Annotated in this window: 19 protein-coding genes and 1 tRNA gene; 12 read left to right on the forward strand and 8 right to left on the reverse strand. The window is 40.3% G+C overall.

Annotation, left to right across the window (positions count from 1 at the left end; translation table 11 throughout):
* The first annotated feature begins 37 nt into the window (after positions 1-37).
* Entirely contained in the window at positions 38-1,135 is a 1,098-nt protein-coding gene (aroC, locus tag B1F84_RS05000) for a chorismate synthase (RefSeq protein ID WP_008114519.1), read from the forward strand.
* Between the two features lie 62 nt (positions 1,136-1,197).
* Here the strand turns inward: aroC and B1F84_RS05005 are convergent, their stop codons facing one another.
* The 4 genes from B1F84_RS05005 to B1F84_RS05020 form a co-directional block, all read right to left on the reverse strand.
* Positions 1,198-2,352 carry a lipase family protein gene (locus B1F84_RS05005; protein WP_131690757.1) on the reverse strand — a complete coding sequence of 385 codons (1,155 nt, stop codon included), beginning with the start codon at positions 2,350-2,352 and terminating at the stop codon, positions 1,198-1,200.
* A 13-nt stretch (positions 2,353-2,365) separates the two neighbouring features.
* On the reverse strand, positions 2,366-2,980 hold the full coding sequence (locus B1F84_RS05010; protein ID WP_131690758.1) for a DUF6795 domain-containing protein: 615 nt from the start codon (positions 2,978-2,980) through the stop codon (positions 2,366-2,368).
* A 72-nt stretch (positions 2,981-3,052) separates the two neighbouring features.
* Positions 3,053-3,262, reverse strand: a complete 210-nt coding sequence (locus B1F84_RS05015; protein WP_240702014.1) for a hypothetical protein — start codon at positions 3,260-3,262, stop codon at positions 3,053-3,055.
* Positions 3,259-3,918 carry a DUF6795 domain-containing protein gene (locus tag B1F84_RS05020; RefSeq protein WP_240702015.1) on the reverse strand — a complete coding sequence of 220 codons (660 nt, stop codon included), beginning with the start codon at positions 3,916-3,918 and terminating at the stop codon, positions 3,259-3,261. Before B1F84_RS05020 ends, B1F84_RS05015 begins: the two co-directional genes overlap by 4 nt.
* A gap of 185 nt (positions 3,919-4,103) precedes the next feature.
* Between B1F84_RS05020 and B1F84_RS05025 the strand changes: the two genes are divergently transcribed.
* The gene (locus tag B1F84_RS05025) at positions 4,104-4,490 is read left to right on the forward strand and encodes a DUF4112 domain-containing protein (protein WP_010391373.1); all 387 of its coding nucleotides are present in this window, start codon (positions 4,104-4,106) and stop codon (positions 4,488-4,490) included.
* Between the two features lie 45 nt (positions 4,491-4,535).
* Here B1F84_RS05025 and B1F84_RS05030 read toward each other — a convergent pair whose 3' ends face one another.
* Positions 4,536-5,234 carry a 2'-5' RNA ligase family protein gene (locus B1F84_RS05030; RefSeq protein ID WP_131690759.1) on the reverse strand — a complete coding sequence of 233 codons (699 nt, stop codon included), beginning with the start codon at positions 5,232-5,234 and terminating at the stop codon, positions 4,536-4,538.
* Positions 5,235-5,441: 207 nt separating this feature from the next.
* On the opposite strand from B1F84_RS05030, the gene B1F84_RS05035 reads away from it, so the two are divergent.
* The 5 genes from B1F84_RS05035 to B1F84_RS05055 all read left to right on the forward strand — a co-directional run bounded on the left by B1F84_RS05035 (position 5,442) and on the right by B1F84_RS05055 (position 12,449).
* Positions 5,442-8,627: an HD domain-containing phosphohydrolase gene (locus B1F84_RS05035; protein WP_131690760.1), complete on the forward strand. Its 3,186-nt coding sequence runs from the start codon at positions 5,442-5,444 to the stop codon at positions 8,625-8,627.
* 153 nt (positions 8,628-8,780) lie between these two features.
* Positions 8,781-9,335, forward strand: coding sequence for an elongation factor P hydroxylase (locus B1F84_RS05040; RefSeq protein WP_055011741.1), 555 nt, complete (start codon positions 8,781-8,783; stop codon positions 9,333-9,335).
* Positions 9,325-10,467, forward strand: a complete 1,143-nt coding sequence (locus tag B1F84_RS05045; protein ID WP_131690761.1) for an ATP-NAD kinase family protein — start codon at positions 9,325-9,327, stop codon at positions 10,465-10,467. Before B1F84_RS05040 ends, B1F84_RS05045 begins: the two co-directional genes overlap by 11 nt.
* A gap of 3 nt (positions 10,468-10,470) precedes the next feature.
* Positions 10,471-10,746 (forward strand): YfcL family protein, encoded by a 276-nt coding sequence (locus tag B1F84_RS05050; RefSeq protein WP_008114527.1) that lies wholly within the window; start codon positions 10,471-10,473, stop codon positions 10,744-10,746.
* A 143-nt stretch (positions 10,747-10,889) separates the two neighbouring features.
* Complete coding sequence (locus B1F84_RS05055; RefSeq protein ID WP_131690762.1) at positions 10,890-12,449, forward strand: AbgT family transporter; 1,560 nt, start codon at positions 10,890-10,892, stop codon at positions 12,447-12,449.
* A 311-nt stretch (positions 12,450-12,760) separates the two neighbouring features.
* Here B1F84_RS05055 and B1F84_RS05060 read toward each other — a convergent pair whose 3' ends face one another.
* Together B1F84_RS05060 and B1F84_RS05065 are read right to left on the reverse strand one after the other, a co-directional pair.
* Positions 12,761-14,602 (reverse strand): DEAD/DEAH box helicase, encoded by a 1,842-nt coding sequence (locus tag B1F84_RS05060; protein WP_131690763.1) that lies wholly within the window; start codon positions 14,600-14,602, stop codon positions 12,761-12,763.
* Positions 14,603-14,762: 160 nt separating this feature from the next.
* A complete protein-coding gene (locus B1F84_RS05065; RefSeq protein ID WP_008114535.1) occupies positions 14,763-15,026 on the reverse strand; it encodes a GrxA family glutaredoxin in 264 nt (87 codons plus the stop codon).
* A 290-nt stretch (positions 15,027-15,316) separates the two neighbouring features.
* Here B1F84_RS05065 and B1F84_RS05070 point away from each other — a divergent pair, with 290 nt between their 5' ends.
* Positions 15,317-15,763 carry an Hsp20 family protein gene (locus B1F84_RS05070; protein WP_010391385.1) on the forward strand — a complete coding sequence of 149 codons (447 nt, stop codon included), beginning with the start codon at positions 15,317-15,319 and terminating at the stop codon, positions 15,761-15,763.
* Between the two features lie 57 nt (positions 15,764-15,820).
* On the opposite strand, the gene B1F84_RS05075 is transcribed toward B1F84_RS05070, so the two are convergent.
* Positions 15,821-17,374 (reverse strand): cryptochrome/photolyase family protein, encoded by a 1,554-nt coding sequence (locus tag B1F84_RS05075; protein ID WP_131690764.1) that lies wholly within the window; start codon positions 17,372-17,374, stop codon positions 15,821-15,823.
* A 225-nt stretch (positions 17,375-17,599) separates the two neighbouring features.
* Between B1F84_RS05075 and B1F84_RS05080 the strand changes: the two genes are divergently transcribed.
* The 4 genes from B1F84_RS05080 (at position 17,600) to infB (ending at position 22,633) form a co-directional block, all read left to right on the forward strand.
* A tRNA-Met gene (locus B1F84_RS05080) sits at positions 17,600-17,676 on the forward strand.
* Between the two features lie 280 nt (positions 17,677-17,956).
* Entirely contained in the window at positions 17,957-18,412 is a 456-nt protein-coding gene (rimP, locus tag B1F84_RS05085) for a ribosome maturation factor RimP (protein ID WP_008114543.1), read from the forward strand.
* A gap of 38 nt (positions 18,413-18,450) precedes the next feature.
* A complete protein-coding gene (gene nusA / locus B1F84_RS05090; RefSeq protein WP_008114544.1) occupies positions 18,451-19,950 on the forward strand; it encodes a transcription termination factor NusA in 1,500 nt (499 codons plus the stop codon).
* A 25-nt stretch (positions 19,951-19,975) separates the two neighbouring features.
* On the forward strand, positions 19,976-22,633 hold the full coding sequence (gene infB, locus B1F84_RS05095) for a translation initiation factor IF-2 (protein WP_008114545.1): 2,658 nt from the start codon (positions 19,976-19,978) through the stop codon (positions 22,631-22,633).
* Positions 22,634-22,724 lie beyond the last annotated feature (91 nt).

Raw genomic sequence — 22,724 nt, forward strand, 5'->3', positions numbered from 1 at the left:
ATCCTCGGCTATAAGTCATTAGGAATGAGGAAAGTTAATGGCAGGTAATAGCATAGGGCAGTTATTTAAAGTGTCCACCTTTGGCGAAAGCCACGGCGTTGCATTAGGCGGCGTAGTGGATGGCACGCCCGCAGGCCTTGAGATAACAGAGGCCGACATACAACACGATTTAGATCGTCGAAAGCCTGGACAAAGTCGCTATACCACGCAGCGCCGTGAGAGCGACCAAATTAAAATTTTAGCGGGCGTTTTTGAAGGTAAAACCACCGGTACCAGTATTGGTTTATTAATTGAAAATACTGATCAACGCTCACAAGATTATGGCAAAATTAAAGACGTATTTCGTCCAGGTCACGGTGACTATACCTACTGGCACAAGTACGGCCTACGCGATTACCGTGGTGGTGGCCGCTCATCTGCGCGTGAAACCGCTATTCGGGTTGCCGCAGGCGCCATTGCTAAAAAGTATTTAAAGCAGTTTCATGGTATTGAAGTTAAAGCATGCTTGAGTCAATTAGGGCCAATAAAAGCCGAAAACTACGATTGGGACGAAGTGGAAAACAATTTATTTTTCTTCCCAGATACAAGTAAGCTTGAAGCACTTGATGAATATATGCGCGAGCTAAAAAAGCAAGGCGACTCAGTGGGTGCCAAAGTAAAAGTAGTGGCTAAAAATGTACCAGTTGGATTAGGTGAGCCAGTATTTGATAGGCTAGATGCCGAACTTGCACATTCATTAATGAGTATTAATGCTGTTAAAGGCGTTGAAATTGGCGATGGCTTTGATGTAGTCGAGCAAAAAGGCTCAGAGCACCGCGACGAGTTAACCCCTGATGGGTTTACTTCAAATCATGCCGGTGGCGTGCTTGCAGGAATTTCAACGGGGCAAGATATAATCGCATCAATTGCGCTTAAACCGACATCGAGTATTACTATTCCCGGTAATAGTATTAACACCGAAAATGAAGCGGTTGAAATGATCACCAAAGGTCGTCATGATCCTTGTGTAGGCATTCGTGCTATTCCGATTGCTGAGGCAATGATGGCTATTACTTTAATGGATCATTTACTTCGTCAACGCGGTCAAAACCCGCATGTAAACCACGAACATGGGCCAATTAAAGGCGCTATTTAAGCGCCTTTAATTATAATAAATGCGGCTGATATTTGATGCCGCACTTACATAACTGACTATACTTAAATACGGTCAATGGCTTGTTTCGCAACCATATAGAGTTTTTTAATCATTAAACCTAACACCCAACGGATAAATTGAGTTGTGAGCTCTACTACCTCGTATGACGCTTTACCTACAAAAGCAAGCATATGGCCAATTAAACCCTTTAACTCTTCTGTAAGCTCTACAAACTTAACCACAGATTCATGTAAGCATCGCGCTAAAATATCATAAAAAGTTAACCCAACGCTAAGACCTGCTTGTGCAGAAATAAAGGCGTATTGGCCAGTTTTCTTTAAAAAGGTAATTAAGCCATCGGTAATAATTCGCTGCCATCTAAGTGAGAACGTCACGTTATAGCGCAGAGCATATTTTAAAACTGTATGATTATAGTGAAGAGTTTTTAGTGAGCTTTCCATGCTTCCATAATCTTTGTGTGCAGCTACAGTATTAACATAACCGGGTGTGTTTTCTTCCATAGAGTGTGCACCAATATTAAAAAACGATCCTTCATTCATCGCCGTTTGGTATTCGCTTGAGGTATGACTAAATGGCCAAGCTGGTACGCAGGGTACAGGATCTGCACCGTGCGTTACACGGTACTGACCAACATTGTGTGCAGCTGAATGTACCGAATGATTTAGCACAACCCTCGGCGCACCAAACGTATATAAATTGGTGGGAATACCTTGATCACTTGCCCATATTGCTGATAGTTGGGCAATCGCACCACCTAAACTATGGCCAACAAGGTGCAAACATTTAGGCTTATGCTGTTTGACATAACTTGCAAACATCGGCTTCATGCTGGTAAAGGCTTTTTCAAAACCAGAGTGCACTTCTAAATTTTTAGGGCCATGGGTAATTGCTACGTTTAAGTTTGTTAACCAATCAGCACAGGAAGTAAAAACGGTGCCACGTATACCAATAATATGGTGGCCTTTAAATTGTTGTGAAGCACCCTCTGCAGTCAAAGCGAAACCTGTAGTGCGGTTTAGAAGTTGATTGATTAAGCCACCACTAACACCTTTAATTTGGTTATTGGTGATTTTAAAATCTCTATCAAAACTTTGTCCTAATTCTTCCTTAAATGACGTAGAGGTTCTTATATCATAAACTCTAGCCGCTATAGTGGCAGCTATATTTGGGGGTAATATTGCTTGGACTTTTTCCATGTCAATCTTCCTTTTATCTTTCAGTTAAATCTGTTAAATCGTAGTTATTTATCTGGTACTCTTTACCATCTTTTAAAAGTTTATAAGGTAAAAAGTCTTCTTCCCATCGGCAAATACTTTGTGCTACATAGTTACGGTGTATATTCTTTTGATTTCTAAACTCAAATACAACGTGAGGATTGGTTATTTCACAATTTAAAAGTGATAGCTTTTTACTATACTCGGGGACTTCATCAATACCTGACTGAGTTGCAATCCAAAGGGGGATTAAGGCGTCATTATTTTCAATAAAGATTTCTTGCGAAACACGGTTTTCAACTATTAGCTTATTTGGTATTGAGGAGAGGATCTTTTTTTTGGAAAAGTGAAAACGTCCATTTTGATCTGTGCTTACAGTATCTCGGTGGACTTTTTCATCTATGTAGATTAATGAGCGAATTATTTCTAAGTTGGCAACTGGTGTGCCATTTTTTGTAACAATACCATTGACTTCAGGGCTTAAAAATACTTCTTTTTTCTTTTTGAACCAGCTAAACATATCTTCTCCTTGACTAATGGCTGGGAAAATAATCACACAAACAAGAATTAATAAGATAATGAATCGAGGGCTATAGCTAGATTTATTCATAGGCAATCCTTGCATATTTTTATTGAACTCTAATTGAGAATAAAACACATGTAAAGTGAAATGCCCTCTTTTTTAACCTCTCAGAGAGCCTGTAATTTGAGTAACCAGATTTAGCAGTTGATTGATTAAACCGCCACTAACGTCTTTGATTTGGTTGTTGGTGATTTTAAAGTTCCTGACAAAATCGTTGTGAAACTCGCCATTGAAATCATAACTTTCTTTGATGTCGTAAACTCTATTAGCGACAGTAGCAGCCGTGCTTGGTGATATTCTTTTATTCATAGTTCAACCTTTTTCCCTGTAAAACGTTCTGTTAGATTATTCAAATTGCCATTATGAATTTCATACTTTTCCTGACCATTCTCCATAATCCATGTGGGAATGTAATCTTCGTCCCATGTGCAAATACTTGTCGCAACTCTATTAAGGTGCTTATTAATATTATTCTTAAATTCAAATCTTCCTAATGGATTAGTTAGTTCGCAATTTAGAAATTTTAATTTATCTGTGTACTCAGGAATTTCGTATATATCAGGCTGAGTTGCTCCCCATAAACCAATGATAGAATTATCATCTTGTTCTATAACAATTTTTTGGTGTACGCGGTCTCCGGAAATTAATTTATTCGGAATAGAGGAAAATATTGTTTTTCTTGGGAAATGGAAGTGACCATCTTCATCTGTAATAGTTGTGTCTAAACGTTTTACACCGTCTATATAGGTTAGTGCACGTATTATTTCTAAGTCCGCAATGGGAGTTCCATTTTTTGTAACAACACCATTGACTTCAGGGCTTAGAAATACTTCTTTTTTCTTTTTGAACCAGCTAAACATACCTCCTCCTTGACTAGTGGCTGGGAAAATAATCAAATATGCAATAATAAACAAAATAGTGAATTGAGGACTGTAACTAGATTTATTTATAGGCAATCCTTGCATAATATTGAACTTTAAAGATGAGAGTACACTATTTAAAATGAATCTACAGTAAGCTTTTATATAGCCTCGAACTTTGATACTTTTAGTGTAAAGTAGTGCGTTTAGTATATACAGGCTATACATCTTTATTGCCGCTCAATAATTTAAATGTGCTCAGCGCACCTAAAAATAAGAGAGCTGTTAGTATGCAAAAAAACAATCAAGCTTCCATCTCACAAACTGAATATAAAGCCACCATAAAACGACTCGAAGAGTTTAGCCGCTTTACTGATAGCAGTATTGGTATTCCGTTTACTAAATTTAAATTTGGTGTAGAGTCGCTGATTGGGCTTTTACCTGTGATAGGTGATTTAGCAGGGCTTATTTTGTCTGGCTATGTACTAATTGAAGCGCAGCGCTTAGGTGTTAGCAAGCGAGTAAAAAGCCGTATTATTATAAATATGTTGATTGATTTTGTTGGCGGGCTCATTCCATTTTTTGGAGATATTTTTGATGCCATGTTTAAAGCAAATACGCGTAACACCCGCATACTTAAAAAACATTTAACAGATAAGCTAACCACAAACCCATAAACATTATTAGTTACAAAGTGTGTAATTAGCCCTGTTATTAACTATTTATTTGGCATCAAAAAAGTACTTAGCGAGTATTTCTTTTTGTTGACCAAATTGATCAGACACTCCAATTCCAATCCCAATTATTTCCCCTTGTGCTTGCGGTGGCTCAGCGTGCAGTGCTTTTTTTACTAACGCTAATGCTGCGCTTTGTTCATTCGCGAGTAGTGTTAAATGCGGCTGAAAATTCTGAAATACATTAGGGCTGCCATAACGTTCAAAAGCCACAAGTTTATTAGGGTAATGCTTTACCCAACTAGGCACTGGTGCTTGATGATCGCGAAGCGGCTCAAGCTTAAGGGTAACCTCATCTGCCAATCGTTGTAATTGATATGATTTTTCTAAATTTATAAATGCCCAATTACTTGGTGACACACTAAACCCATTGGCTTTTATCTCAAACGACTGATGCTCTTTTACAATACGCTCTACCACTTGCTTAATTTCGTTTTGTGCTTCAACGGGATAATCAGTTAAATACAAGGTGGCATGCACGGGTAACCCTTGTTGGTAAAACGTAGTTATTTGGTGCGTAGCCAATTCATCGCTGGTGTTAGCGACTAGCTCAACGATAGGCTTAGAAGGAATAGCAAATACGTTAATACTTATGCTTTTTGCATAACTGCTGGCAGGAGTAGCCAACAGTGTTAAAAAAGTAAAAGAGATAAATAGCCACAAAAAAGAGCTGTGTTGTTTAACCATAAGAGTGAGTCAATTTAGGTTTTTGGTTTGCATATGGTAAGCGCAATTAAGTGATCAGTAAATAAGTGCATAAAGTTTTATATTTTTGATTTTATGACTAATATTATTTTAGTTCAAATTAATAACCATTTGGATTATGAACATTGTTTTTAGCAATATTCAATCCCCTTTATTTACTGCTCTTAAAAGTGCTCCAAGGAAAGTTCAATGATATTTAAAGCGTTAAATAAGTTAAAAAGAACAGTACGCTTTTCTATTCGTTTAACGGTTGTGGCGGTATTTGTATTAGCGACGTCTATTACCGCGATTATAGCTACGAGCTTACAGTATTACTTCAGCGAAAAAATGGCGTTGGAGTCTAACTTGCAGCATTTCAATATGACCACCCAATCTGTTGCTGATTACCTAACACGCGTCAATGAGAAATCAGAAAACAGCTTAAATATGATGGTTAAAAATACCTCAATAGTGGGTGATAACTTTTCAGATAAAACAGAGTTGCGTAATGTACTAAGCGAAATAATGGAATTGAACCCTTTGTTTTATGCTTTTTTTATGGGCTATAACAACGGGGACTTTTATGAGCTTATTAACCTTGAAAGTGGCAAAATAGTTAGAGAACGTTTAAATACGGTTGATAATGACCGATGGGTTGTGATCCATATTAAAAGTGAAGAAGGCCAAAGGATAGAGCACAGGTATTACTTTGATGCAGATTTTAACCTAAGAAAAAAAACCAATAAACCGACGTTTTTTGATCCCCGAGAGCAAACCTGGTTTAAACAAGCAAACTCAAAGCAGGTTAATAAAACTAAACCTTACTTATTCACGCATTTACAAACTTCAGGGCAAACCTACTCAATTAAAACTAAAAATAAAGGCCATGTGTTAGGCCTTGGGATTATGGTTGATAATATTTCTAATTACTTAGCAACACAACAGCAGCAGTTAGGTATGCATAACTCTGCGCAGTTATTTATATATAATCGAGAAGGAGAGATTGTTGCTTCAAATCAAGAGGTAAATGTTGATAATAATAAAAGTTTGAATCGATTAACGCTAAGCGAGCAGCAGCAAAAAGTAATTGCACAATATCCGACTATTACAGTATCAAACGAAACAAATTGGGCCCCTATGGATTTTAGCGTTAGTGGTACGCCCAAAGGCTACAGTGTTGAATTTATAAATGCGACTGCGCAGCTGTTAGGTATTAAGGTAAATTATATTAACGGACTAAGTTGGCAAGAATTGCTAGATTTATTTGAAAGCAAACAGATTGATATACTCCACCCGGTACTAAAAACAAAATCAAACACCACCTTAGGTAAGCTCAGTGCGCCGATAACTTCCTTACCATTAAATATTATAAATAAACAAAGCAACCCACCAATTACAAGCATGCAGCAACTTGCAGGTAAGTCAGTTGCAGTAGGAGAAGGATGGGCAATTGCTAATATACTTCGCATTCACTTTCCAGAACTGAATTTAGTGACTGTCCCTAATACAAAAGAATTGTTGATCCGTGTTGCCAACGGTGAGGTCTATGCAGGAATAGATAGTAAAGCGGTATTACAATATACCCAACAACAATTCTTTATTAAGGGGATTCGCTATAACCCACTAGATAAAAAAAGTGCGGCGTATTTCCCCAGTAATTACCACCTCCTTTTTCATCATCATGATGAGCCACTTAAAAATTTATTCAATTATGCGGCCGCGCAATTACCGATTGAATTTAAGCAGCAACTCAGTGATAAATGGCTTAATACTCACCCAGTGAAAAAGTCTAAAATTGTTGGTACGGTTCCCTATGAGCCTTTAGTTACTTTATTAGCCGATGAACGTCACTTTTCCAAATTGCAGTTAGTAATTATTAATGGCAAAGAGCAGTACATTTTTATTAAACCTTTGTCTGATTATCTAGCTTTCGCTAGCACGGGCTATTTAGCCATTATGGTATCTAAAGATGATGTGTTGAGCTCAACGCATGAGAAAATCAGGCTTTCGATAATAATTACTGTTGCTTGTTTTATCATGATGCTGCCGGTATCTTGGCTTTTTGCATCCCCCATTGTTACCCCAATTAAAACCCTGGTGGGTGAAAATAATAAAATTAAAAATCGTCAGTTTAAGCAAGTCTCGACCTTAAAAAGCCATATTAAAGAAATTAATACTTTAGCCAGCTCTATGGTCGATATGAGTAAGTCGATACAACAGCACGAACAAAATCAAAAAGCACTCATGGCCTCGTTTATTGAATTAATAGCACAAGCGATTGATGATAAATCCCCTTATACAGCAGGACATTGCGAACGTGTTCCTGAGCTCGGTATTAAGCTTGCTAAAGCCGCTTCGGAATCAGAGTTACCAGCTTTTAAAATGTTTGCGTTTAAAAGTGATGAAGAGGTTGAAGAGTTTAGTTTAGCTGCTTGGTTACATGATTGCGGTAAAATAACCACTCCAGAGCATATTGTTGATAAAGGCACTAAGTTGGAGGTGATTTATAATCGTATTCATGAAGTAAGAACGCGTTTTGAAGTCCTTTGGCGAGATGCTGAGCTTGATTACTACAAATCATTACAGCAAAATCCACAAAATCAGAGTGATTTAGCTAAGCAGTTGGCGGCTAAACATCAACAGTTGTTGGACGATTTTGCCTTTATTGCACAGTGTAATATTGGCGGCGAAAAAATCACAGAAGCCTCGCTTGAGCGTTTAACCTTGCTGAGTAATATTACTTGGGTGCGGCACTTTGACGATAAGCTAGGGCTTTCACCTGTTGAAATGTATCGCTATACACAAACGAGTGACGCGCTGCCTGCTAATGAAAAGCTACTCAGTGATAAACCTTGGCATTTAATTCCTCATGATAAACCGATTGAATATGATGAGCGTTTAGGAATAAAAATTGCCCCGTGTAAATATAAATACAATTTAGGGGAGCTTTATAATTTACAAATTTCTCGAGGCACGCTTACCAAAGAAGATAGGTTTAAAATTAATGAGCATATTATAAGTACCATACGTATGCTCGATACATTACCGTTTCCTAAAGAGTTGGAGCGTGTCCCGCGTTTTGCTTCTACTCACCACGAAACGCTAAAAGGAACTGGGTACCCTCGTAAGCTAAGTGCCGATGATCTATCGATACCCGAGCGAATATTAGTACTTGCTGATATTTTTGAAGCGCTCACTGCAGCCGACAGGCCCTATAAAAAGGCAAAAACACTCAGTGAGTCCATTGGTATATTAGCTAAAATGGTGGCCGATCATCATGTTGATAAAGCCGTATTTGAGTTATTTTTAAGTTCAGGTATTTATCTTGATTATGCTAAGCGCTATCTCAATGCTGAACAAATAGATGAAGTAGATATTTCTAAATATATAACCTAGCAGTGATCGGTGATGGTCAAAGCGATAAAATTAAATCGCTTGTTTTTTACTTTGTAGATAAAAGTACGTACAATTCGCTTCGTTTTTAGTGTGCTTTATACTAATTTCATCTGTCTTTAAAGCATCGGGTTCAAACGAGTATACGAAGTATTTATGCACCAAGTAGCTGATCTAATTTCTATTTTCGAACACACTTTTTACCAAAGCTATAACACGCGTTTGGTAAAAGGTGAGCATGAGCCTATTTACATTCCCGCAAATGATACAACCCCGCATCATCAAATTGTGTTTGCCCATGGTTTTTATGCCAGTGCATTGCATGAAATAGCCCATTGGTTAGTGGCAGGTTCTCAGCGCCGCTTAGTTGAAGATTATGGTTATTGGTATTGCCCTGATGGGCGCGATGCTTCACAGCAAGCGGAGTTTGAATCAGTAGAGGTAAAACCTCAAGCAATAGAGTGGGCATTGAGTGTGGCTGCCGGGTTTGATTTTAACGTATCGGTAGATAATTTAAATGGTGAGCAAACTTGTCGATTTGCGTTTCAGTCTCGCGTTCATGCAAAGTTATTAGAGTTATTGCAAAACGGGTTTAACCCAAGAACAACTTTATTATTAAAAGCACTGTGTAAATTTTATAACACCACGTGGCCATTACATGCTGCGCAGTTTTCATGGCATTCTCCCGAGGAGCTAAAAGATGCAGTTTAAGTTAGGGTTGATTGTAAATCCGGTCGCAGGACTCGGTGGTAGTGTGGCGCTAAAAGGCAGTGATGGCGAAGAGACCGCTGCTAAAGCAATCGCATTAGGTGCAGAGCCTAAGTCAAATAGCCGCACTAAAGCTGCACTTGAAGTGCTGGTACCTCATCAATCAAACATTACTATTTATACTGTTAATGATGAAATGGGGGAGCAAACAGCAAAAGCGCTGGGCTTTAATACGCAAGTGGTATATCAAAGTAACTCACCCACAACCAGTGACGATACCGAAGCTGCAGCTCGTTTATTACAGCAACAAGGTGTTGATTTAATCTTATTTGCTGGTGGCGACGGAACGGCGCGCAACATTTGCCATGCTGTAGAAGACTCGGTACCCGTGTTGGGCATTCCAGCAGGGTGTAAAATTCACTCAGGGGTATATGCCATTACGCCAAAAGCTGCAGGCCGCGTAGTTGAAATGTTAGTTAAAGGTGAGCTGGTAACATTAAGCGATGCTGATGTGATGGACATTGATGAAGTGGCTTTTCGCCAAGGAACAGTAAAAGCAAAACGTTATGGTGAAATGCAAGTGCCAAGTGAAGTGCGCTATGTACAAGCGGTTAAAAATGGCGGTAAAGAAACTGACGAGCTGGTGCTAGCAGATATAGCTGCTTATGTCGTTAGTGAAATGGATGCCGATACCCTCTATGTTATGGGCAGTGGCTCTACCGTTGGTGCGGTGATGGAAGAAATGGGGCTTGAAAATACCTTACTCGGTGTTGATTTAGTTGAAGATCAAGCCTTAGTAGGCCAAGACCTAACAGCCCAACAATTACTTGAACTTACCTCAGGACGTGAAACAAAGTTAGTGATTACTCTAATTGGCGGCCAAGGGCATATTTTTGGTCGAGGCAATCAACAACTCAGTCCTGCGTTAATTAAAGCGATAGGCCGCGATAATATTATTGTTGTGGCTACTAAAACAAAATTACAGGCTTTAAATGGCCGACCGCTGATTTGTGATACCGGTGATAGCAAATTAGATGATGAATTAAGCGGTTATATACGTGTAACCAGTGGGTTTAACGACCATATTATGTATGCAGTAGGTCATCAAGATGGGCTGCACCCAGAGGAGAAGTAACACATGAGTTTAGTAAATTACATAGATGCTGCGCAGCAATATTTTGATGATTTAGTGATAAAAGCCACCGATGACGAGCTATTTGCCGGCGGTTATTTACGCGGCCACTTTGATTTAGCCGTAGGTTATGCACAAGTCGAAGAATTAAATCTAGACGTTGCAGAACTAAACGACACGGTTGAAAAAAGCTTAGTAAAAGCTTATCGCAACGGCGAACTTAATGAAGACGATAAAGCACTCGTAGTAAGAATATGGGATGAAGTAAAAGCGCTCGCATAAGTTTTTTTTATTCATTAATAATAGCGCGGCCACTGAGCCGCGTTTTTTTGTGCCTAAAAAAGAACTTGTTTATTCAGTTAAAATTTACCTCATTCCTTAGATACGCTAAAGTAGCGTAGTCTAAATTCTAGGGAACAAGTGAAATGAATAACAATAATGATGCGACAATGCCAACGGGCATAGTTGCGCGATTTTTAAATTTTGTTGAGCGGGTAGGGAATAAGCTTCCTGATCCAGCAATTATCTTTTTGTTTGCCATGTTATTAATCTGGTTTTTGTCTTGGTGGTTTTCAAGCGTCACATTTGATGCAATAGACCCTCGTACTGGCGAAGCCATTATCATCAATAACATGCTTGCCAGCGATTCGTTGGCCACTTTTTTATCTTCTATGGTAAAAACATTCACCGGTTTTGCGCCACTGGGTGTAGTACTGGTTGCTATGCTAGGTGTGGGCGTTGCAGAGCATTCGGGCTTTATTAATACCGGCCTTAAATTAATGCTTAAAGTAACGCCTAAAAAATTATTAACACCTTCAATTATTTTAGTGGCTATTGTGAGCCATACTGCGACCGATGCAGGCTATGTGCTGGTTATTCCACTTGCTGGGGTAATATTTTTTGCAGCTGGTCGTCATCCGCTTGCCGGTATTGCAGCGGCATTTGCCGGGGTAAGTGGTGGCTTTGGGGCTAACTTTATCCCATCTGGGATTGACCCATTACTGCAAAGCTTTACGCAAAGTGCAGCACAAATTATTAATCCAACAATGAGCATTAACCCGCTTAATAACTGGGGCTTTGCTTCAGCATCAAGCTTATTTATTGTGATGCTAGGCTGGTACATCACCGATAAAATTATTGAACCACGTTTAAAAAATTCACCAGTAGATGGTGAAACTCAAGACCTACCAGCATTTGAAGATGCTCGTAGTGACGAAAAACGTGCATTTCTTATTGCCAGTTCCGTAATGATTGCTGGTATTGCATTATTAGCCTATGTATCTGCACCAGCTGATTCAGCGATGCGCAGCAGCGATGGCTCGTTAACAAACTTTAGTTCACCACTAATGCAATCAATAGTGCCACTGATATTTTTGTTATTTTGGATCCCAGGCGCAGTATATGGTTTTACCGTAGGCACCTTTAAAAGCTCTAAAGACATGATAGATGCGATGAGCAAGGCCATGAATGGTATGGCGTATTACATTGTTATGGCATTCTTTTGTTCATTATTTATTGCTGCATTTAGTAAATCAAACCTAGGTGCCTTACTGGCAATTGAAGGGGCTCAAGTATTAAAAGCAATGGAGTTACCAAGCTCAGTAACGGTAGTAGGGATTATTTTCCTAACTGGTTTTGTAAACTTATTTGTTGGTTCAAGCTCGGCTAAGTGGGCACTATTAGGTCCGGTATTTGTACCTATGTTAATGCAACTCGGTATTTCGCCAGACTTAACGCAAGCGGCGTACCGTGTGGGAGATTCTAGCTCTAATATTATCACTCCGCTCATGCCATACTTCCCGCTAGTGGTGGTGTATTGTCAAAAATACGTTAAAGGCACAGGCATTGGTACGCTTATCGCGATGATGCTACCGTATTCAATCGCCTTTATGATTGGCTGGAGTATTTTCTTGCTAGGCTACTGGGCACTCGGTATCCCATTAGGACTTGATGCTAGCTACGTTTATCCAGCAGTAGCGCCTTAACAAATATATTCGCTATAACAAAGTAAAAGCCCTACCATGAACTGGTGGGGCTTTTTTGTGTTAAGTGAACTATTCTACAAAGAAGCTTGAGATATCAAAGGCTAGTGGGTACGGGCTTCGAGGTACGAGCTGCGGGGAACGGGCTAAGTGAATTATTTACAAAGAGGTGTAGGTACACTGCACTTTAAAGCTGATAAAAGTTGGCTGTGCGTTACGAAGATTAAGCTAATCTGATACCTGATACCTGAATTCCAGGCACAAAAAAACCTTGGCACTTTCGTGGCAAGGTTTTTTTACTAAAGAATCGTTGCTTACTTAGCGGTGAAGCTAACTGGGCGACGTTCTTTACGAGGACCGCTACGCTTATCAGGGCGTTGGCCTTCTTTGTTAAAGCTACGCTTCTTGTCACCAGCAGGGCGTTCAGAACGCTCGCCGCGTGGCTCAGAAGGACCTTGATCTTGTGTTAATGTCATACCCATTGGGCGTTTACAAATAAACACTTTTTGGAAGTGATCAAGTACATCTTTAGGCATGTTTTGCGGCAATTGTACCGTACTGTGACTGTCGTGAAGACGAATGTCACCAATAAACTTGCTTGAAATGTCTGCTTCGTTAGCGATTGCGCCAACAATGTTCTTAACCTGAACACCATGTTCACGACCTACTTCGATACGGTATGTATCCATAGGGCCTGCATCACGACTGTTACGCTCGCGAGGTTTACGCTCAGCGCGCTCACCGCCACGTTCAGGGCGTTCGTTACGACGACCACGGTCTCCACGGTCATTGCTACGAGGATTACGATCATTACGTTCGTTACGCTCACGCGGTTGAATCTTAACTTCTTCAACTTTAATTGGTGATTGTTGCTGTGCTAAACACAGTAATGCACCCGCTAAGTCTTCAGGAGCCAGCTCAAGTTTTTGTGCCATGTTGGCAGCCACTTCATTGAAGAAAGTAATATCTTTGTTTTCAAGAGCAAGCGTAAGCTTTTCTTGTAATGCATTGATACGTTTTTCTTCAACGATTTTAGCTGTTGGTAATTCAACTTGTGCGATTTCAGATTTAGTATGACGAATGATATTTTTAAGTAAATAACGCTCGTTATGCTTAACGAAAAGAATCGCTTTACCAGTACGACCAGCACGACCTGTACGGCCGATACGGTGAACGTAGGCTTCAGAATCTTGTGGAATGTCGTAGTTGATAACTAAGCTTAAACGGTCTACATCAAGACCACGTGCCGCTACGTCTGTTGCAATAACAACGTTTAGCATGCCGCTTTTTAAACGATCAACTGTGCGCTCACGCGCTTGCTGGTTCATGTCACCGTTAAGTGGTGCTGCAGAGAAACCTTCGCGCTCTAATAACTCAGCAAGTTGCACTGTATCGTTACGCGTACGTACGAAAACAATAGCACCTTCATATTGTTCTGCTTCTAAGAAACGAACAATCGCTTTGTTTTTATGAACGTGTGCATTCCAAAACACTTGCTCTACTGACGATACAGTTGAGTTGCGCGCAGAAATATGAACCTGTTCAGGGTTATTCATATATTTGCTGCTGATGTTTTGAATTTGCTTAGGCATAGTCGCAGAGAAAAGGCATGTTTGCTTTTCACGCGGCGTTTTTTCCATGATGCTTTCTACATCATCGATAAAGCCCATACGTAGCATTTCATCGGCTTCATCAAGTACAAGTGCTTGTAAAGCATCAAACTTGATTGTTCCACGGTTAATATGATCGATTAAGCGACCTGGTGTAGCAACGATAATCTGTGCGCCACGACGAAGTGCGCTTAACTGGATGCTGTAGCTCTGGCCACCATAAAGTGCCAATACTTCAACACCACGAGTGTGTTTTGCATATTGTTCAAATGCCTCAGCAACTTGGATCGCAAGCTCACGTGTTGGTGTGAGTACAAGGATCTGTGGCTGTTTCACAGACGGGTCAATATTATTTAGTAATGGCAGTGCAAATGCTGCTGTTTTACCTGTACCCGTTTGTGCTAGTCCCAGTACGTCCTTTCTTTCTAGCAATAACGGTATACATTGAGCTTGGATTTCAGATGGTGTCTTGTAACCCAACTCTTCAACTGCCTTTAAAATTGCAGGAGAAAGATTTAGAGATTCAAACGTGACTGGTTCTGACATTAATACGCCTCAACGAATTTAAAGAGGCGCGCATTGTATAGGAAATGCGAGGCAAATGCTTGTATAAATTACAACTAATTTATATGTGTTTGATGTTGGTCGAAATTTAACCAGCTCAAGTTGTGCGTTAATTAAGCTGGTTAACAATATACCTACAAAATTACTGGTAAAGGCCTAGGTTTTCTTTGGCGTAGGCTTCAAATTCTGTAAAACCACCAATGTGTGTTTGGTCTACAAAAATTTGTGGCACAGTCGGGCATGGCTTGCCTGCAGACTTTTCTAAATCTTCTTTACTGATACCTTCTTTGATGATGTCGATGTAGCGGTATTTAAAATCATCGCGGTCATTAGCAAGTTGCTCTGCAACATCTTTAGCGCGAACACAAAAAGGGCAGCCTTCACGGCCAAAAATTACTGTTAACATAACGCTCTCCTCAAATTAATTAACCCTAGTGTAACTAATTTCATTATTTATTACAGTGCAAAAAAGCGATTATTGCGTTCGCTTTTTTTAGGGATTAAATAAAAATAAAAAATATTTTATAAAAAAATCTTGAAATAAAATTGTCCGCCCATAAATAGTTATTTGAGGACGCCTGATGGGTCTTCATCTAAACAGAACTATTTGAAAATTATATTATTTATTAAACTTTGCCGTTACTTGTTCAAACGAAAAGTAGCAGCAAAATATCGCTTAAATATGAGGATATTATTATGCGTACAGTAGATTTATCACCCCTATACCGTTCATTCATTGGTTTCGATCATTTAGCATCATTAATGGATGCCGCTGCACGAACTGACAAGCAGCCAAGTTTTCCCCCGTACAACATCGAAGCGCTTGATAAAGACAAATACCGTATCACTATGGCAGTTGCTGGATTTAGTGAAGACGAGTTAAGCCTGCAATCTGAAAACAACACTTTAGTTGTATCAGGTACTAAAGCAGGTAAAGATCAAAACGATGAGCGCAAATTCATTCATCAAGGCATTGCCGAGCGTAACTTTGAACGTAAGTTCCAGTTAGGTGATCACGTTAAAGTACTTGGCGCAGATTTAGCCAATGGCTTATTAAGCATCGACCTTGAACGCGAAATCCCAGAAGCGCTTAAACCACGTAAAATTGAAATTGGCTCAGGCAATATGCTAGAAAGCAAATAGCTAAGCTAGCACACGTATTTTCCCTGTGAAAAGCCGCCATTTGGCGGCTTTTTGCGTTTATAGAGTTTCAATATGTTTAATGTAGTGCTGGGCTTGATCTAAAGTTTGTTGGCGTAATGATTCATCTTGTTTATCCCAATTACGATAAACCATGCCTATTCGTGGGTTTTTCTCAAGTCGCTCTCGGTGTTTGTGCATAAACTGCCAGTAAAGGCTGTTTAGCGGACACGCATCTTTACCCACTTTTTCTTTCACTTTGTATTGGCAGCTTTTGCAGTAGTCACTCATTTTATTTATATAGTTGCCGCTGGCCGCATAAGGTTTAGTGGCAATGATGCCATCGTCAGCAAATTGGCTCATCCCTCGGGCGTTAGGCATTTCTACCCATTCAATAGCATCGATATAAACACCCAAATACCATTCATCCACTTCATCAGGATGAATGGCGGTTAATAAGCAAAAATTACCTATTACCATTAAACGTTGTATATGATGGGCATACGCGCTGTCTAAGCTTTGTGTTAATGAGTGGCTTAAACAATTCATTTTTGTTTTACCATTCCAAAAATAACTCGGTAGTGCTCGAGTTGCATTAAGCTGGTTTTTGTTGGCGTAATCGGGCATGTTTTTCCAATACACGCCACGCACATATTCGCGCCAACCCAGTACTTGGCGAATAAAGCCTTCAACCTGAGAAATCGATATTTCATCTTGGCGTTGGTGGAACTCTTTAACAACACGGTCGATAACATAGCGAGGGTGTAAAATTTTGGCATTTAACGCAAACGATAACCGGCTGTGATAAAAGGTATCTTTATCAGGACATTGATCTGTCATCGCATCTTGAAATTGACCAAAACGAGGCAGTAAATGTGTACAAAAGTGATCAAGTGTACTGATAGCTTGTTTACGGGTTGTTGGCCAGCTTAACTGAGTTTCTATTTGTCCAAAGTAATTTATTTTATGTTTATCTAAACGTTCAATAATGGCGCTAACATCATTTTTAAATAATTTTGGTTTGGGGATATCGGCTAAGTCGTTTTTTGAGAACTTATTACGGTTATTTGCATCAAAGTTCCATTGACCGCCGTGAGGTTTGTCATCCTCCATTAAAATATCGAACTGCTTACGCATTGCCCGATAAAAATGCTCCATAGTGACGTGTTTATCTTTTTTAAAGCGTTTGTCTATGTCGTTAAATGCCAATAAAAAGTGCTCGCTGTCGCAGGCATTCACCATTAACTCGCTATTAGTCGCGAATTCGTGAAGTTGTGTTTTTAAACGGTACTCATCTGGGTATTGATATTCTATAGAGGTACATTCATGCTGTTTGGCTAAACGCGTTAAAAGAGCGGGTAAGTCATTATCGTCTTTGGTGTCATCTAGCGTGAGATGTAATACATTGAAGCCAGCATCTTCTAGCGCATTAGCGAAGTTTTCCATGCCTTTAAAAAAGGCTGATATTTTTTGCACATGGTGTTTAACATACTGTGCTTCTTGCATAAGCTCAGCAATTACAAATACGGTGTCGTCTGATTTGTCTTTAAACCACGAATGAGCAGGGTTGAGCTGATCACCTAAAATCAATTTTAGAGTGTTGTATTTTTTCATAATTAGCCAAAATTTATTTTTATACGCTGTATTTAAAAAAGCGATCGATTTCTACATGTCGTTTTAATCATAGAGCAAAGCAATAAACAGCATTGCTTTTTTTATCAACTTATTAGTTATTATGGTTGCTAATTTAGTGGCACATCCTTATAATAGCGGCCATTGTTTAGTAGGTTATAAAATTTACTAACAGCGATATTAAGTTATTAACTTTTTATCTATTGGCGCGGGATGGAGCAGTCTGGTAGCTCGTCGGGCTCATAACCCGAAGGTCGTTGGTTCAAATCCGGCTCCCGCAACCAATCTTAATAGTAGGTTTAAACTTACTACTTTATATCGCGCATTCTAAGTAATGCGCGTTTTGCGTTTAAGCTAATGAAGTTTAATTTGGTCAGGGTACTGACTCGCAACCAAGCTTGGCCCTAGGCCACACAGTTTTTGCGTTTTTTGGTGTGACGCCCCGCTTGGTTCGGGGCGTTGTTGTATCTGCACCGTTTGATTTAATGTTTATCGATTAAATCAAAATTTAAACTCAGTATTTTAGGGCTATAAGCCCTTTTTTTGTTTGTATGGAGGATTTTCGTGACAAAACTTGAACAAGATTTAGTAACCATGTTAACGCCTGCGGTAGAAATGCTAGGCTTTGAATTACATGGTCTTGAGTTTGTACAAGCGGGTCGCCATTCTACCTTAAGAGTATACATTGCTCATGAGGATGGAATTTCAGTTGACAACTGCGCAGATGCAAGTCGTCAAATTAGTGCGATTTTAGACGTCGAAGACCCGATTACAAACGAATATGATTTGGAAGTGTCGTCTCCTGGTGTTGATCGTCCATTATTCAAACAAGATCACTACGAGCAGGCGCAAGGAGAGGAAGTACGCGTGCGTACTAAGCTTCCACAAGACGGTCGCCGTAATTTTAAAGGCGACTTAATAGCAGTTAGCAGCGATATGATCACACTATCTAGCGATGGTGCAGAGCATTTAATCATGCTTAGTAACATTGAACGTGCGAACATAATCGCAAAGTTTTAATTCGAGTGCGAAGGAATAGGGCAAGCGAGGCATTACCCATGGCAAAAGAGATATTATTGGTTGCTGAAGCCGTTTCCAATGAGAAAGCGGTTCCAAAAGAAAAGATTTTTGAAGCTCTAGAGTTCGCATTAGCGACAGCGACAAAGAAAAAGCATGATGGTGAAATTGATGTACGTGTTGCAATTGACCGTAAAACTGGCGATTACGATACATTCCGCCGCTGGCAAATTGCTGCTGTATTAGAAGATGGTTCTTTAGAGAATCCATACAGCGAAATCACGTTAGAAGCTGCTCAAGTTGAAGAACCAGACTTGAAAATGGGCGACTACGTAGAAGAGCAGATTGAATCAATTAAATTTGACCGCATAACAACACAAATGGCTAAGCAAGTAATCGTACAAAAAGTACGTGAAGCAGAGCGTGCCTTAGTGGTTGAAGCGTACAAAGATCAGCAAGGCGAGCTAGTAACAGGTGTTGTTAAAAAAGCAACGCGTGATGCAATCGTTCTTGATTTAGGTAACAACGCAGAAGCGGTTATTTACCGTGACGACATGCTGCCACGTGAAAACTTCCGTCCAGGCGATCGTATTCGTGGTCTTCTATATGAAGTTAAACCAGAAGCACGTGGTGCACAGTTATTTGTAACCCGTTCTAAACCAGAAATGCTGATGGAATTATTCCGCATTGAGGTGCCAGAAATTGGCGAAGAAATGATTGAATTACGTGCTGCAGCTCGCGATCCAGGTTCACGCGCTAAAATCGCAGTTAAGTCTAATGATAAGCGTATAGACCCTGTAGGTGCGTGTGTTGGTATGCGTGGCGCACGTGTTCAAGCTGTATCGTCAGAACTTGGCGGCGAGCGTGTTGATATCGTACTTTACGATGACAACCCAGCGCAGTTTGTTATTAACGCAATGGCACCAGCAGAAGTGGCTTCAATCGTAATGGATGAAGACACTCACTCAATGGATATTGCTGTTGAAGCTGATAACTTAGCACAAGCTATTGGTCGTAATGGTCAAAACGTACGTTTAGCAAGCCAGTTAACTGGCTGGGAATTAAACGTAATGACTGTTGATGAAATGCGCGCTAAGAACGAAGCTGAGTCAGATAAGTTAATTAACTTATTTACTGAAAACTTAGATATTGATGACGAGTTTGCGTCATTACTTATCAACGAAGGTTTCTCAACACTAGAAGAAGTTGCGTATGTACCTGCTTCTGAGTTTTTAGAAATCGACGGCTTAGATGAAGAAACAGTGGACGTATTACGTTCACGTGCAAAAGATGCATTAACAACGAAAGCCCTTAAAACGGAAGAAAGCTTAGAAGGCGCTGAGCCTGCTGAAGACTTACTTGCGCTTGAAGGCTTAGAGCGTCATTTAGCATTTGTTATGGCAAGTAAGGGTGTAGTAACACTTGAAGACTTAGCTGAGCAAGGCATTGATGAGCTTGTAGATATTACAGAGCTATCTTCAGAGAAAGCGGGCGAGCTAATTATGGCTGCACGTAATATTTGTTGGTTTGCAGACGAGTAATTTATTAACGGAGGTATTAGAGACTATGGCAGAAGTAAATGTTGAAAAACTAGCCGGTGATATAGGTACAACTGTTGATAAATTACTACAGCAGTTTTCACAAGCCGGTATTACCAAACAAGCAGGCGAGAATGTAACAGAAGCTGAAAAAGCAACGTTACTTGATCACCTAAGCAAGCAACATGGCGGTACTGGATCTGAAGGTCCAGCACGCATGACATTGCAACGTAAGAGCAAAAGCACATTAAGTGTGACTGGCTCTACGGGTAAAGCAAAGGCAGTGCAAGTTGAAGTTCGCAAAACACGCACTTACGTGAAAAAGAGTGCTGTTGAGCAAGAACAAGAACAGCAACGTCTAGCCGCTGAAGAAAAAGCGCGTCTTGAAGAGCAGCAAAAAGCTGCACAAGAAGCCGCAGAATTGAAAGCGAAACAAGAGGCAGAACGTAAAGCGAAAGAAGACGCTGATCGTAAAGCCAAAGAAGAAGCTAAACGCAAAGCAGATGCAGAGCGTAAAGCGAAACAACAGCAGATGACCCCTGAGCAAAGTGCTAAGTCTGAGAAAGATCGCATCGAAGCTGAGCGTCTGCAAAAAGAAGCAGAAGAGGCCGCATTGAAGAAAGCTGAAGAAGAAGCGAAACGTCAAGCAGAAGAGGCAAGAAAGCTAGCTGAAGAGAATTCAGCACGCTGGAAGAAAGAAGAAGAAGAACGTAAGAAACGCGAAGAAACCGCGGATCACCACCTTACGACTTCAACTTACGCACGTGAAGCAGAAGATGTAGCTGATGCTCGCGAAGAGCAAGGCTCACGCCGTGCGAAGAAAAAGAAAAAAGCGCCAGCAAAAGATAAATTTGCAGCGTCTAAAGGTAAAAAAGGTAAGCTAAAAGCGCCAGCGTCATTACAGCACGGTTTCCAAAAACCAACGGCTGATGTTAAAAACGAAGTGCGTATTAGTGAAACAATTACAGTTGCTGAGCTTGCATCACGAATGGCAGTTAAAGGCGCTGAAGTTGTAAAAACAATGATGAAAATGGGTGACATGGTTACGATTAACCAAGTTATTGACCAAGAAACTGCACAACTTGTAGCAGAAGAAATGGGCCATAAAGTTATCATCGTTAAAGAAAACGAATTAGAGCAAACAGTACTAAATGACCGTCATGAAGATGGTAAATCTGAGCCACGTGCGCCAGTAGTAACTGTAATGGGTCACGTTGACCACGGTAAAACATCAACGCTTGATTACATTCGTTCAGCTAAAGTTGCTTCAGGCGAAGCCGGTGGTATCACGCAGCACATTGGTGCATACCACGTTGAAACTAACGGCAACATGATCACTTTCCTAGATACTCCGGGTCACGCCGCATTTACATCTATGCGTGCTCGTGGTGCTAAAGCGACTGATATCGTAATCCTAGTGGTTGCAGCCGATGATGGTGTAATGCCACAAACTAAAGAAGCGGTACAGCATGCTCGCGCAGCTGGCGTTCCTTTAATCATTGCTGTTAACAAAATGGATAAAGAAGGCGCAGATCCAGACCGTGTTAAAAACGAACTAGCTCAGCTAGACGTTATCCCAGAAGATTGGGGCGGTGATACGCAATACGTTCACATCTCAGCTAAAACAGGTCTTGGTATTGATGATCTTTTAGAAGCTGTATTAATGCAATCTGAGCTTTTAGAACTAAATGCACCAACCGAAGGTATGGCTGCAGGTGTTGTTATTGAATCACGTCTTGACAAAGGCCGTGGACCAGTAGCGTCTATCCTTGTTCAATCAGGTACGCTTAACCAAGGTGACATTGTATTATGTGGTCTTGAGTATGGCCGTGTTCGTGCAATGCGCGATGAAAACGGTAAAGACATTAAATCTGCGGGTCCTTCTATTCCTGTTGAGATTTTAGGTCTTTCTGGTATTCCAGCAGCGGGTGATGAAGCGACAGTAGTTAAAGACGAGCGTAAAGCACGTGAAGTTGCACTTTACCGTCAAGGTAAATTCCGCGATGTTAAATTAGCGCGTCAGCAAAAAGCGAAGCTTGAAAACATGTTTACTAACATGACTGAAGGCGACGTGTCTGAAGTTAACGTGGTACTTAAAGCAGACGTTCAAGGTTCAATTGAAGCAATTTCAGACTCACTAACTAAACTTTCTACTGATGAAGTAAAAGTGAAGATTGTTGGTTCTGGTGTTGGTGGTATCACAGAAACTGATGCAACTCTTGCTGCAGCGTCTAACGCAATCGTAGTTGGCTTTAACGTTCGTGCCGATGCATCAGCGCGTAAAGTGATTGACTCTGAAAACTTAGACCTTCGTTACTACAGCGTAATTTACGCACTTATCGAAGAAGTTAAGCAAGCCATGTCTGGTATGCTTGCTCCTGAGTTTAAACAAGAGATCATTGGTCTTGCTGAAGTACGTGATGTATTTAAGTCTCCAAAAATTGGCGCAATTGCTGGTTGTATGGTTACTGAAGGTACTATCAAACGTAGCGCACCAATTCGTGTACTTCGTGATAACGTGGTTATTTACGAAGGCGAACTTGAGTCATTACGTCGCTTTAAAGATGACGTACAAGATGTTCGTAACGGCATGGAATGTGGTATCGGCGTTAAGAACTACAATGACGTTCGCGTTGGTGACCAAATCGAAGTATTTGAAACAGTTGAAGTACAACGTACTCTTTAATTGTTATTAGGTGGTGTTGGACATTCAAGGTTGTACCTCGATAGCCCAACATAACCTATGCTAAGATTTTAAATGGGGGCTCAGCCCCCAT

This window comes from Pseudoalteromonas sp. DL-6 (assembly GCF_004328665.1).
Lineage (GTDB): Bacteria > Pseudomonadota > Gammaproteobacteria > Enterobacterales > Alteromonadaceae > Pseudoalteromonas.

Coding starts and splice junctions, on each gene's coding strand:
- aroC (WP_008114519.1), top strand. CDS start 38: ATGGCAGGTAATAGCATAGGGCAGTTATTTAAAGTGTCCACCTTTGGC.
- B1F84_RS05005 (WP_131690757.1), bottom strand. CDS start 2,352: ATGGAAAAAGTCCAAGCAATATTACCCCCAAATATAGCTGCCACTATA.
- B1F84_RS05010 (WP_131690758.1), bottom strand. CDS start 2,980: ATGAATAAATCTAGCTATAGCCCTCGATTCATTATCTTATTAATTCTT.
- B1F84_RS05015 (WP_240702014.1), bottom strand. CDS start 3,262: ATGAATAAAAGAATATCACCAAGCACGGCTGCTACTGTCGCTAATAGA.
- B1F84_RS05020 (WP_240702015.1), bottom strand. CDS start 3,918: ATGCAAGGATTGCCTATAAATAAATCTAGTTACAGTCCTCAATTCACT.
- B1F84_RS05025 (WP_010391373.1), top strand. CDS start 4,104: ATGCAAAAAAACAATCAAGCTTCCATCTCACAAACTGAATATAAAGCC.
- B1F84_RS05030 (WP_131690759.1), bottom strand. CDS start 5,234: ATGGTTAAACAACACAGCTCTTTTTTGTGGCTATTTATCTCTTTTACT.
- B1F84_RS05035 (WP_131690760.1), top strand. CDS start 5,442: ATGATATTTAAAGCGTTAAATAAGTTAAAAAGAACAGTACGCTTTTCT.
- B1F84_RS05040 (WP_055011741.1), top strand. CDS start 8,781: ATGCACCAAGTAGCTGATCTAATTTCTATTTTCGAACACACTTTTTAC.
- B1F84_RS05045 (WP_131690761.1), top strand. CDS start 9,325: ATGCAGTTTAAGTTAGGGTTGATTGTAAATCCGGTCGCAGGACTCGGT.
- B1F84_RS05050 (WP_008114527.1), top strand. CDS start 10,471: ATGAGTTTAGTAAATTACATAGATGCTGCGCAGCAATATTTTGATGAT.
- B1F84_RS05055 (WP_131690762.1), top strand. CDS start 10,890: ATGAATAACAATAATGATGCGACAATGCCAACGGGCATAGTTGCGCGA.
- B1F84_RS05060 (WP_131690763.1), bottom strand. CDS start 14,602: ATGTCAGAACCAGTCACGTTTGAATCTCTAAATCTTTCTCCTGCAATT.
- B1F84_RS05065 (WP_008114535.1), bottom strand. CDS start 15,026: ATGTTAACAGTAATTTTTGGCCGTGAAGGCTGCCCTTTTTGTGTTCGC.
- B1F84_RS05070 (WP_010391385.1), top strand. CDS start 15,317: ATGCGTACAGTAGATTTATCACCCCTATACCGTTCATTCATTGGTTTC.
- B1F84_RS05075 (WP_131690764.1), bottom strand. CDS start 17,374: ATGAAAAAATACAACACTCTAAAATTGATTTTAGGTGATCAGCTCAAC.
- nusA (WP_008114544.1), top strand. CDS start 18,451: ATGGCAAAAGAGATATTATTGGTTGCTGAAGCCGTTTCCAATGAGAAA.
- infB (WP_008114545.1), top strand. CDS start 19,976: ATGGCAGAAGTAAATGTTGAAAAACTAGCCGGTGATATAGGTACAACT.